General features: G+C 42.1%; 12 protein-coding genes and 1 riboswitch. Of the genes, 7 read left to right on the forward strand and 5 right to left on the reverse strand.

The window, feature by feature from the left end; genetic code table 11:
* A partial coding sequence (locus QVP90_RS02940; protein WP_288203858.1) for a hypothetical protein occupies positions 1-200 on the forward strand: 200 nt, incomplete at its 5' end.
* Between the two features lie 181 nt (positions 201-381).
* Here the strand turns inward: QVP90_RS02940 and QVP90_RS02945 are convergent.
* Positions 382-846: a MaoC family dehydratase gene (locus tag QVP90_RS02945; protein ID WP_005933164.1), complete on the reverse strand. Its 465-nt coding sequence runs from the start codon at positions 844-846 to the stop codon at positions 382-384.
* Positions 847-901: 55 nt separating this feature from the next.
* On the reverse strand, positions 902-1762 hold the full coding sequence (locus tag QVP90_RS02950) for a DUF6845 domain-containing protein (protein ID WP_007482450.1): 861 nt from the start codon (positions 1760-1762) through the stop codon (positions 902-904).
* Positions 1763-1977: 215 nt separating this feature from the next.
* On the opposite strand from QVP90_RS02950, the gene QVP90_RS02955 reads away from it, so the two are divergent.
* Entirely contained in the window at positions 1978-2613 is a 636-nt protein-coding gene (locus tag QVP90_RS02955; protein WP_021935602.1) for a hypothetical protein, read from the forward strand.
* A 278-nt stretch (positions 2614-2891) separates the two neighbouring features.
* Here QVP90_RS02955 and QVP90_RS02960 read toward each other — a convergent pair whose 3' ends face one another.
* Entirely contained in the window at positions 2892-4199 is a 1308-nt protein-coding gene (locus QVP90_RS02960) for an SIR2 family protein (protein ID WP_021935603.1), read from the reverse strand.
* A gap of 154 nt (positions 4200-4353) precedes the next feature.
* Here QVP90_RS02960 and hdhA point away from each other — a divergent pair, with 154 nt between their 5' ends.
* From hdhA to QVP90_RS02980, 4 genes are all read left to right on the forward strand, one after another.
* On the forward strand, positions 4354-5133 hold the full coding sequence (gene hdhA / locus QVP90_RS02965) for a 7alpha-hydroxysteroid dehydrogenase (protein ID WP_005933176.1): 780 nt from the start codon (positions 4354-4356) through the stop codon (positions 5131-5133).
* A 230-nt stretch (positions 5134-5363) separates the two neighbouring features.
* A riboswitch (cobalamin riboswitch) is annotated at positions 5364-5579 on the forward strand.
* A 130-nt stretch (positions 5580-5709) separates the two neighbouring features.
* Positions 5710-7224, forward strand: coding sequence for an acetyl-CoA carboxylase biotin carboxylase subunit (gene accC / locus QVP90_RS02970; protein WP_021935604.1), 1515 nt, complete (start codon positions 5710-5712; stop codon positions 7222-7224).
* Positions 7225-7236: 12 nt separating this feature from the next.
* On the forward strand, positions 7237-7746 hold the full coding sequence (locus tag QVP90_RS02975) for an acetyl-CoA carboxylase biotin carboxyl carrier protein subunit (protein WP_021935605.1): 510 nt from the start codon (positions 7237-7239) through the stop codon (positions 7744-7746).
* A complete protein-coding gene (locus QVP90_RS02980; RefSeq protein WP_130059311.1) occupies positions 7746-9281 on the forward strand; it encodes an acyl-CoA carboxylase subunit beta in 1536 nt (511 codons plus the stop codon). Before QVP90_RS02975 ends, QVP90_RS02980 begins: the two co-directional genes overlap by 1 nt.
* Positions 9282-9443: 162 nt before the next feature.
* On the opposite strand, the gene QVP90_RS02985 is transcribed toward QVP90_RS02980, so the two are convergent.
* Both QVP90_RS02985 and QVP90_RS02990 read right to left on the reverse strand, forming a co-directional pair.
* On the reverse strand, positions 9444-10397 hold the full coding sequence (locus tag QVP90_RS02985; RefSeq protein WP_005933188.1) for a homocysteine S-methyltransferase family protein: 954 nt from the start codon (positions 10395-10397) through the stop codon (positions 9444-9446).
* A gap of 87 nt (positions 10398-10484) precedes the next feature.
* Positions 10485-11534, reverse strand: coding sequence for an N-acetylmuramoyl-L-alanine amidase family protein (locus QVP90_RS02990; protein ID WP_005933189.1), 1050 nt, complete (start codon positions 11532-11534; stop codon positions 10485-10487).
* A 393-nt stretch (positions 11535-11927) separates the two neighbouring features.
* Here QVP90_RS02990 and QVP90_RS02995 point away from each other — a divergent pair.
* A partial coding sequence (locus tag QVP90_RS02995; RefSeq protein WP_288203865.1) for a PLP-dependent transferase occupies positions 11928-12487 on the forward strand: 560 nt, incomplete at its 3' end.

The following is a 12487-nucleotide window of genomic DNA, read 5'->3' on the forward strand; positions in this document are numbered from 1 at the left end:
GCCTTGTGACAAATATTGACAGGAAGGGGAAATGGAGGCCGGATACAGGAGGGGATAAAAAAAAGAAATTAACGATGTTAAAAAGAGGATGCTCACTATTTTGTGGCTACTGCCTACTATTTTGTGGGAACAGAAAAAAACACAGATTAAAAAGAAAAAATGGAATGAGGAAAAAAACAGGAATCAAGTATAAAACTTGAATACTGAAGTTTGATATTTACACAAAAGAGTGGACAAGGCAAAAAATGAAGTGCACCCCAAAAGTTAGACATAAAACTTTTGGGGCACACTTCAAATAGTGAACAGTACCCCTTTTTTCCAATCACGAAGAAGCAAACAAGGTGTTTCGATATATTGCTTCACAGACTCACCCACACTTCGTTAATTGAAGTAGTACAAAAATATGGCAATACCCTCGAGTGCTTTCTTGGGTTGATCCTTAATTTCAATAGCAAATTTAATCTCGGCTTTAGCCACACCACGGAGATTAGTCAATGAATGAAGACTTGCAACCAAACGAACACTCTGCCCAGCCAATACCGCTTGTCCAAACTTCATCTTATCCATCCCATAATTAATCATCATTTTCAGATTATTCACCTCGATAATCTGGCTCCACAAATATGGGAGAAGAGACAAGGTAAGATAACCATGCGCAATAGTACTGTGATAAGGACTGTCCGTCTTAGCACGTTCTGTATCTACATGAATCCATTGATGGTCCAGCGTTGCATCTGCAAAAAGACTAATACGGTCCTGAGGGACTTCCAAATAATCAGAAACTCCAATCTGCTGACCTACCAGTTTCTCAAAATCCGCATACGAATTAATAATCACTTTATTCATAATCTTAATCTATTAAAAGTATAAAACCGGTACAAAGATACATTTTTTTCAGGATTTAGATGACAGATGTTTCGTATGCACTGGTCAACATCTCATAATCGGCATCGGTATACTCTGCTTTTTCGCTCACTTTCTGTACTTTGCTGATAAAAATTTCAACCTGATCCAGAAAAGCCTGATAAGATTTCATCGCACTCTCATCTCCGGTAATAGCCGGAAGTTTCTTAGCAGCCTCTAACTGATCTTTCAATTCAATTAATTTATAATCGATACGAGCACCTTCAAAAACCGGCCTACGAGCATACAAATTGATTATACTCTGCATTGTAGAAGACATTTTACGAACTGCCATTATCTGATCTTTCAACGGATTATCTGCCAGAACCACCTGCTCTGCCTGTTCGGTGAAAGGGCTCAAAATATCAAAAACATTCTGTTTGTATTCAGCCATCTCCTTACTTAACTGATAGTTAACATCCAAAAGTTTATCGGCTTTAGAATAGTCTTTTGCTTTCAGATAAGACAGATACCTGTCAAAATTTGCATAAAACTTCGTCCGCGCATTGAACAGCCCGACATAACTTTGTTTCAAATTCTGCCGGGTCGCCTCATTAAAGCAACTGCCCGGATTCATCAAGGCGAGAGTATCTTTTTCCGAAACAGCAGGCGGAGCAATGGCGAGCACTGTGGGCACCTTACCCTTTTGTTCCATATATCCCAAAACTGCATTCACATCTTTTTCTTTCACCATATTGCTCAAAACATTGAGCGAAGTATTATAATACTGAATTACCTCAGCCGCATTTTCAACATCTGCCGTCGTGGCAGAAACAGACTTACTCTTACTACCTCCAGAACAGGAAGCAAACAAAAAAGCACTTATCAGCGCTGCAAAACACAATAGATTCTTTCTCATATTCTTTTTTTAATAAATTTGTAAATAGGCAGCCAAAAGCAGACCGACATCGCACTAATAACAATATAAATTGCTTTTTGCTTTCCATTTCTTTAATAAATCAGAAAATAATCATGATATTCCGACAAATAATCAATAGCCGCCATAGGGACTTCTCACTTTAAAACTGTCTTTATAAACAAAACATTTAATTCATAAACAGAAAACAGAAATATATGAAAAAAATTAAGTTTCTCCCCTATCGCCTCCAAGCGCTTTACAAAGTATCTTTCATTATCTTGTTTTTCTCGCTGGCTGGCCGCCCCACGTATGCAGAATCTTCCGACGGAAAGATCAATGATAAATCCATCCAAAACCAAACCACATCCGGTCATAGTATTGAGCTAAACGGCATTGGATTGGCATATAGCTACGAATATGCTTTCTCTCCTCGCGGAACAGTACTTTTCAGTGCAGGAAGTTCGTATACCTACGGGTGGATGTTAGGTCTGGACGTAAACTCACTCAACGAAATCTACATCACAACCAAAGACTACCATCTGATAAGCGGAAATATATCTGTCGAACCGCGTTTCTATTATAACCTGCAAAAAAGACACCGGAAAAACAAACGTACTTTTGGAAACTCCGGAGGATACCTATCCGTAAACTTGGGATATTCTTTTCCAATAGCAATCACAAGTGGCTGGGAAGCTGCACATATATATAATGTCACTCCGTACTGGGGATTCCGCCGGGTGTGGAAACATTTTCTATTCGACCTGGCAGGAGGAGTCGGCTACTTCGGGTCATCCAATGGGTATTCGGGAATATACCCGACATTCAGAATCGGACTGGGATATAGATTCTGATAAACAAAAAATGGCTACGCATCACGCGCAACCAATCCTTGTTAACCTTAAATCTAATACTTATGAAAAAAACACAGTACAAAGATACTGCCTTTTCCATCATTAGCAAATTTAAGAGCCCATACAAGCTATATTATAACATGGTTTAATGCTGCAACCTTTCTATTAACATTTTGCATTCAAAAAGTTAACATTTAACATAATCATTCACATTTCATATTGAAAGCCCAGTGAACGCCCCGTACTACTTTTTGCAGAAAAGCGAGCAAATGGCAGAATTAATAAATTCTTTTTAGTAATTGAGGAAGTTCATTAAAATCCTTAAACCAAATTACATTCAGTCCTAAGTCGTTCATCATATTTTTTAGAATAGTAAGATTTTCCATATCTCTATTACTATCATTAGAAAAATTGCTTCTACGAAGAAAAACATAGTGATTTTTTCCACCGTCTCCTTTACTTTGCGAAATTTCCAACAATCTTCGCAGGTTCGGATCGCTCATGGAAAATCCTATAAAAAAGCACGTTGTCCTGTCCAACGCATGTAACTGCTCAATATTCGACCAATGAAATGCTTCTTTGTAAATATTATGATAATCTTCTTCGGACAAAACAGGAGTAGAATATATTCCGCTTTTTGCATCCATCGTGACTATACCGTGCACATGATATACAGGAAGTTCTCCATACAAAGCCCTATTACCCCCAAAAACAGAAAAATTAGGAACACCTTTTTTTGATAATTCTATTTCTATCAAGTCATCATAATTATAAGTTACAACACTTTCTACTTTGTTACTCACCACCATATTAGTTATCTCATTAATCAACTGTGATTGATTGACCTTCTTATACAAAATAGAATGAATCATGTTATCAAACTCTTTATCAGATGTGGAAACTCCCAACCCTGTTCTGATATACCGTGCAGTTATTATAGATGAACCTGCACACACTTTTTCGACACGTTTATAATCACCTCTGCCTATATTGTGTTTCCGCCTTTTGTATTTATGCAACATCTTTTTCAACAATTCATCCCATGTCGGAAGGCCGGCATCAATGCTGACTCCCGCTCCAAGAAACAATGTATTCTTTCCAATGGAAAACTTATCACGAGCTTTTGTTATCAGATTATCACGTTCATCTTCCCATTCTTCATGGAACTCTTCAACCGTATCAGCGTTGGTATCAGATGAACAAAGTATCTCATTTAAAGATATAATTCTAAAATCTTTGTTGTCATATTTTGCAATAAATTCATCTGGAACATGGCTATTGATATAAACGATACAAAAAGCAGAAACACCCCAATCCGTTTTATTCGTCTTATACATTTCCAGATATCGATGTATCGTGTCAAACAGTAAAGTACCTTTGATTTCCACAATTGTTTTTGGAGGCATTTTCAGTCTTTTACATCCATGAGGGAGTACAATGTCAGCGTAATAGCCTCTGGTTCCCCCAGCAAACATAAATTTCTCCCGTTCTATCGTTTCATCAGAACCGATTAAACTGCTAAATGCTTTATAGACTTCTATTTCTGCAAAACTTCCAAATTCAAGTTTCTTGTATGCAGGTTTCATCTTCGGTGTTGCTTTTATGATGTTGTATATGGTACGAATATATAAATATTTATTTTAATACAAAAAATGGAAATCATATTAAAGAGAAATTAAAGCAGTAATCTTTTCCATTTCCATATTGTTTTGAATGTAACAATACCCAAAAACATTCCATATGAACAGATTTGAAAATAAAGTAGCTGTTATTACCGGTGCTGCCGGTGGTATAGGCGAAGCAACCACCCGTCGTATCGTCTCCGAAGGCGGTAAAGTTGTTATTGCAGATTACTCAAAAGAAAGGGCAGACAAACTTGCTGCCGAACTGACTCTTTCAGGAGCAGATGTACGTTCCGTTTATTTCTCAGCCACGGAATTACAAAGTTGTAAAGAGCTGATTGCTTTTGCTATAAAAGAATACGGGCAGATCGATATTCTGATAAACAATGTCGGTGGAACCGACCCGAAACGAGATACAAGCATCGAAAAGCTGGACATAGACTATTTTGATGAAGCCTTTCATTTAAACCTTTCCTGTACCATGTATCTCTCACAGTTAGTCATTCCCGTAATGAAAACACATGGCGGTGGTAACATTGTCAATGTGGCTTCCATCAGCGGTATTACAGCCGATTCAAACGGTACGCTTTACGGTGCCAGCAAAGCAGGAGTTATCAATCTTACCAAATATATTGCAACCCAGACAGGCAAGAAAAATATCCGTTGCAATGCTGTAGCCCCGGGATTGGTTCTCACACCTGCCGCTTTAAACAATTTGAATGAAGATGTACGGAACATTTTCCTCAGCCAATGTGCAACTCCCTATTTAGGAGAACCGCAGGACATCGCTGCAACCATTGCCTTTCTTGCTTCAGATGATGCACGTTACATCACCGGCCAGACAATTATAGCAGACGGCGGATTGACAATACACAATCCGACAGCAGAACCTGTATAATCTCAACTTTAAGAATAATAACCTTTTTCTATAAAGTTTCTTCAGCCAACAAATACCGGCATTGTAAGGTTTTTAAACATAAATATGATTTACGACTGGTATAATCAGTCAATAGAAGCCTGCCATTGAAAAGATGGCATTTCAGACGTCCGGACCTTATGCTTTCACAGTTCGGATTGCACAAAAAGCAAACTTTCGTGCAAAAAAGATTCGCTTTATTCAATAATTTTCTATATTTGCGCCCGAATTGGTTTGAAATCCGTGGTCAACGGAGGAAGATTAAAAGGGAATCGGGTGTAACTCCCGGACAGTCCCGCTGCTGTGAAGCTCTGTGAAACATCTTACAAATTAACCGGATTCGTGCCACTGATGGAGGTGAAAAATCCATCGGGAAGGCTTGTAAGATGAGAGTCAGTCAGAAGACCTGCCATTCGGATATATATTTTCCTGTCTCGTGGGTTAGAAAGGAAAGTATCGCTGTTAAGCCCCAAATCGTAAAAATACTGTGTTTCATCGGGTGGAGTGTATCCGCAGGGTGGAAAAGCATTAATATATGCATTTAATTGAGAAATGAATATGATAAAAAGAATCTTAGTTGCCAATCGCGGAGAAATTGCCGTAAGGGTAATGCGCTCCTGCCGGGAGATGGAAATAACGAGTATCGCTGTTTTCTCAGAGGCAGACCGCACCGCAAAGCATGTGCTCTATGCCGATGAAGCTTACTGCATCGGCCCGGCCGCATCCAAAGAGAGTTATCTGAATATAGAAAAAATCATCGAAGTGGCCAAATCATGCCATGCAGACGCGATCCATCCCGGATACGGTTTCCTGTCCGAGAATGCAACATTTGCCCGTCGCTGCCGCGAAGAAGGCATTATTTTCATCGGTCCGGAACCGGAAACCATGGAAGCAATGGGAGACAAAATATCCGCCCGTATCAAAATGACAGAAGCGGGTGTACCGGTAGTTCCGGGAACACAGGAGAACTTGAAAAGCGTGGAAGAAGCCGTAGAATTGTGTAACAAGATCGGTTATCCGGTCATGCTGAAAGCATCGATGGGTGGCGGCGGCAAAGGCATGCGACTCATTCATAATGCCGGCGAAGTGGAAGAAGCTTATACCACGGCAAAGAGCGAATCGCTTTCTTCATTCGGAGACGATACGGTATATCTGGAGAAATTCGTAGAAGAACCGCATCATATCGAGTTCCAAATATTGGGCGACAAACATGGCAATGTAATTCACCTCTGCGAACGCGAATGTTCGGTTCAGCGCCGCAATCAGAAAATAGTAGAAGAGAGCCCTTCGGTGTTCATTACTCCGGAGCTCCGTAAGGATATGGGTGAAAAAGCAGTAGCTGCCGCCAAAGCCGTAAACTACATCGGTGCGGGCACTATTGAATTCCTTGTCGATAAACATCGCAATTATTATTTCCTGGAAATGAATACCCGCCTGCAGGTGGAGCACCCGATTACCGAAGAAGTAATCGGTGTGGACCTCGTAAAAGAGCAGATTAAAGTGGCCGACGGCCAGGTGATGCAATTAAAACAAGAGGATATCAGACAGCGTGGACATGCCATCGAATGCCGTATCTGTGCAGAAGACACGGAAATGAATTTCATGCCCAGTCCGGGTGTTATCAAGCAAATTACCGAGCCGAACGGCATCGGCGTACGTATCGACAGTTACGTATACGAAGGCTATGAGATTCCGATATATTACGACCCGATGATCGGTAAACTGATTGTATGGGCTACGACACGCGAATATGCCATCGAACGTATGCGCCGTGTGCTTCACGAATATAAACTGACCGGCGTAAAAAACAACATCAGCTACCTGCGTGCCATCATGGATACCCCGGATTTTGTAGAAGGACACTACGACACGGGATTCATTGCAAAAAACGGAGAATTGCTGCAACAAAGCATCACCCGCACCAGCGAACGCGCCGAAAACATTGCCATGATTGCCGCATACATGGACTATCTGATGAACCTTGAAGAGAACAACAGTGGACTGGCAGCCGACAACCGTCCGATCAGCAAGTGGAAAGAGTTCGGATTGCATAAAGGGGTGCTCAGAATATAAATAACATCAATTATGGAAATTCATATAGGAAACCGCGTGGCCGAAATAGAACTGGTCAGCAAACAAGATAACAAGGTGGTACTCACCATTGACGGAAAAACGTTTGAAGCCGATGTCGTCATGGCGGAAAACGGAACCTGCAACATTCTTATGGACGGCCACAGTGCCAATGCCCAACTGATTCGCAGCGATAACGGAAAAAGCTACAAAGTGAATACACACTACAGCAGCTTCAACATCGACATCGTAGACAGCCAGGCCAAATACCTGCGCATGCGTAAAAAAGGGGAAGAGGAACAAAATGACCGCATCACCTCGCCAATGCCGGGAAAGGTGGTAAAAATCCCTGTTACTGCAGGACAAAAAATGAAAGCCGGCGAAACAGCCATCGTCATCGAAGCCATGAAAATGCAGAGCAATTACAAAGTGACTTCAGATTGCCGCATTAAAGAAATTCTGGTACAAGAAGGTGACAACATCACCGGTGACCAGACATTGATAACCCTTGAAACAATAGAATAATGGAGGAAATGAATAAAGCATATGCCACGTTCGAAGAGCGTGACCGTATGGCTTCCCTCGGTGGAGGCATCGACAAGATAGAGAAACAGCATGAAAGCGGGAAAATGACCGCCCGTGAACGGATCGACATGCTGCTGGACAAAGGCACGTTTGTGGAACTGGACAAACTGATGGTGCACCGTTGTACCAACTATGGCATGGACAAGAATAAGATTCCGGGAGACGGAGTTGTTTCGGGCTACGGAAAGATAGACGGACGCCAGGTATTCGTATATGCATACGATTTCACCGTATACGGCGGTTCTCTGTCGGCATCCAACGCAAAAAAAATCGTAAAGGTGCAACAGTTGGCTCTCAAGAACGGTGCACCGATCATTGCCTTGAATGATTCGGGAGGCGCACGTATTCAGGAAGGCATCGAGAGTCTTTCAGGCTATGCCGATATATTCTACCAGAATACGATCGCAAGTGGAGTAATTCCGCAAATCTCCGCCATTCTCGGCCCTTGTGCAGGAGGTGCCTGCTACTCTCCGGCACTGACGGACTTCATCTTTATGGTAAAAGAGAAAAGTCATATGTTCGTTACCGGACCGGATGTAGTGAAAACCGTTATCCATGAAGAAGTAAGCAAGGAAGAATTGGGCGGTGCCATGACGCATAGCAGCAAAAGCGGTGTGACCCACTTCATGGCCAATAGCGAAGAAGAACTGCTGATGTCCATCCGCGAATTGCTCTCTTTCCTGCCACAAAACAATATGGACGAGACACGCAAGCAACCTTGTACAGATGAAATCAATCGTGAAGACGAGTCTCTGAATACCATCGTCCCTACAGATCCGAATGTTCCCTATGACATGAAAGAGATCATCGAACGCGTGGTAGACAATGGATATTTCTTTGAAGTAATGCCCTACTTTGCCAAAAATATCATTATCGGATTCGCCCGTCTGGGTGGACGTTCGGTAGGCATTGTTGCCAATCAGCCGGCTTATCTGGCGGGAGTGCTCGATATCGATGCCAGCGACAAGGCAAGCCGTTTTATCCGTTTCTGCGATTGTTTCAACATACCGTTGATAACATTTGAAGACGTTCCGGGCTTCCTGCCGGGATATACTCAAGAGAACAACGGCATTATCCGTCACGGAGCAAAAATCGTATATGCATTTGCAGAAGCCACTGTGCCCAAAATCACAGTAATCACCCGCAAAGCTTATGGCGGCGCTTATATCGTAATGAACTCCAAACAGACCGGAGCTGATGTAAATTTTGCCTATCCCAATGCAGAAATTGCCGTAATGGGAGCCGAAGGTGCTGTAAACATCCTGTTCCGCAAAGCAGATGCAGAAACCAAAGCCAAAGAACTGGAAGCATACAAAGAGAAATTTGCCACTCCGTATCAAGCCGCCGAACTTGGTTTTATCGATGAAATCATCTTGCCGAAACAGACCCGTAAGCGCTTGATCCAAGCATTAGACATGACAGAAAACAAGATGCAGACCAATCCGCCGAAAAAACACGGCAATATGCCGCTTTGATTATAAAAAAATGAAAGAATGAATAATTAAAGAATGAAAACGAAGCTATAATTGTTAATGTGTAAAACGTAGGAAATATATCCAATATCTTTTCTACACAACCAATTGACAGATTATTCTTTAATTTTTCATTCTTTAATTATTCATTTCTTCATTCTTTCATTAGCATATCGGCACACTATTCAAAGTCAGCATCTCTGCAAAATTCCGAAGATGCTGCTCATTCGTACCACAACATCCGCCACATATCTTCAACGGGAAATCCCATAACAGGGTCATCAATCTGTCAGACAGTTCATCGGGAGAAGAAGAAAGTAAATCGGTACGGCCATTCAATTCTTCGGGACTCAACGCGGAAGCATTGGCCTGGATACCCCGAAAGCGTTCGCGAACTAAAAAAGTATCATTCCTCGGATGTGATAATGCCTGATGCAAAACATCGGGATGTACACAGTTTGCCATATAGCACAAAGGACGGGTGGTCGTCTCTTTATCTACGGTATCGATGGCATCATGAATAAAAGTGCCATCCATCAGCCGTCCGTCGCGCCGAACCATAAAGCTGATAATATAAGGCAAACCGGTTGCCGCCATTGCATTGGCCATGCCGATCGTTTCGGTAAGCTGGGGCATAATACCTGCAAACAGAAAATCGACTCCCGCTTCAGCCATTGCACGAACCGTAGGATAATGAAACTGCATCGCCTCTTCTACGGAAAAATGATAGCGACCATCATAAGCATCACCGCGACAACCTGCCAGACCACCGATATAAACAGGTGAAAGGGCCGATGCGCGCAGTTGCAAAAGAAAACGGACATTATCGGGAATGACACTCCGATTCCGATAAGCAGAAACAGCAATATTTTCGACATTTGCCCTGCGGGTGGGTGTCATCAGCATCAGAGGCAAATCGTGACTGGCGGCAATATCGATGTATTGCTTGTAAAGACCTGCCAGCGTATCACGATGAGCATCGTCATAAATCAAAGCGGCATGAACAAGATGTTCGTCCAAAGGGATATGAAATTCATGGCGTAAACGCTCTACAATAGCTCCTTCGGTAAGGATGTAAGGGAAAGTCCGATACGCATCGACAAAAGAGAGTTGATTCATGTAAGGTGAGTTTTTAGGTTCTTACTTTGCATTTCCGGACAAATATAGAACTTATTCTCACAGTACGGTTATCCGTTCTTGTTATATTCACATCCCTTTATAATCTTTCAGAAAACCCTCCATCAACCAATTCGCAAGTGCCTGTCGGTTAGAAGGTATCACCAGTCTTTTTTGATCGAGTGAATTTTGAATATTTCCCAGTTCCACAAACACAGATACAGGGATAGCACGTGTCAATACATACAGATTCCGTCCGCTCACCGTACCCGTAAAACCACGATTGGGCTGGTGCTTGCCATACTTTGACTCAAAAGTGTCTTTCATCCTGTTTGCCAGTTTCTTACTTTCCGCCCTGCGGTTGGAATGATAAAAAAACACATCGGTCTGCTTGCCCTTGCTGCGACTATCGACATGGATAAAAATGGCACGGCAATATTTATACTTTTTCCGGTCATTACGATACAGAGCATTGATCTTATCACAACGTTGCTGAAGACGCTGTACCTGATTCAAGGGAATGGGAGCACCCATACAGGTTTCACGCTTACTGTTCGACAGATAGGCATCATCACGAATACCATCCTTTGCATCCTGAATGATGATATGTACTTCCGCCCCTTCCTGCATCAGGTTACGTGCCAATCTCAAAGCAATATCATAGGCATATTCATCTTCATGCAGTTCGTGCTTTCCCACTCTTCCGATAGCTCCAGGATCGGGGCCGCCATGCCCACTGACTACATAAAAGCACGCCCCTGCCAGCCGGTTGGAAGTCACCTTCACATTTGCCAGAAGTTTTCCAAAAAGCGGCTCATTTCTTTCCGTCTTCCGGGGCGGTTGTTTTTTTCCTGTATTTTCTTTCTTGGCAGCGCTTCCGGCAGTCGTTACAGAAGCCGGAACCTTTTTTTTCACAGGAGGAATCAAATAAGTCACTCCCAACTTTAATGTCTGCCCCTTTCCTAATTTAGCCTCATTCAATTTGATAAAATCGTCATAATACTTCTTCGGTGCACGATTGTGCCGCAACAGGAAAGTAGAAATACCTTCACCGGGTTTCGGAGTCGCCTTCTGCTGCCCCCACAAAGCAGATACAGAAAACAAAAAGCAGAAAAACAGAAGAATACAATATTTATTCATAATAAAATAATGTGCCAATTAAATAATGTGCCAATATGCTAATATGCCAATATGCTAATATGCCAATGTGCCAATTAAATAATGTGCCAATGTGCTAATGTACCAATTGAAAGAATGAAATAATAGACAATGAATCAATGTACTAATAGGCAAATGCACAAATTAAAGAATATACCAATGCACCAATCAGCTGCGCCAAATGATCCATATATTCCGTTTCATTGCTATATTATTCAATTGTCCCCATTCTTAATTGGCACATTGGCATATTAGCACATTGGTACATTATTATATATTTCACTCGCAAAGATAATGTTTTAAACCAATTATTTTCTCTACTTTTGCATCGATATAACTTTTTAAAGAAATAAAACTGTAACTACAATAACAATTATGGCAAAACAATTCAAGCCCGAAACCCTGTGTGTACAAGCAGGATGGACTCCTAAAAAGGGTGAGCCCCGTGTGCTGCCCATTTATCAGAGTACTACTTTCAAATATGAAACCAGCGAGCAGATGGCCCGTCTTTTCGACCTTGAAGACAGTGGATATTTCTATACCCGTTTGCAAAACCCCACCAACGATGCAGTGGCTGCCAAGATAGCCGCTCTTGAAGGAGGTGTAGGAGCAATGTTGACATCCAGTGGCCAGGCAGCCAATTTCTATGCCATATTCAATATCTGTCAGGCAGGCGATCACTTCGTGTGTTCTTCAGCCATCTATGGCGGCACATTCAACCTCTTCGGTGTAACGCTGAAAAAGCTCGGTATCGATGTTACCTTTATCAGTCCTGATGCCAGCGAAGAAGAGATTTCGGCTGCTTTCCGCCCGAACACGAAAGCCCTGTTCGGCGAAACCATCTCGAATCCCTCTCTTGAAGTGCTCGACATTGAAAAGTTTGCCCGCATAGCTCACAATCACGGTGTACCTCTGATCGTAGACAATACTTTCCC

Origin of the sequence: Bacteroides sp. CAG:189 (assembly GCF_000432295.1) — a bacterium.
Classification (GTDB): Bacteria; Bacteroidota; Bacteroidia; order Bacteroidales; family Bacteroidaceae; genus Bacteroides; species Bacteroides salyersiae.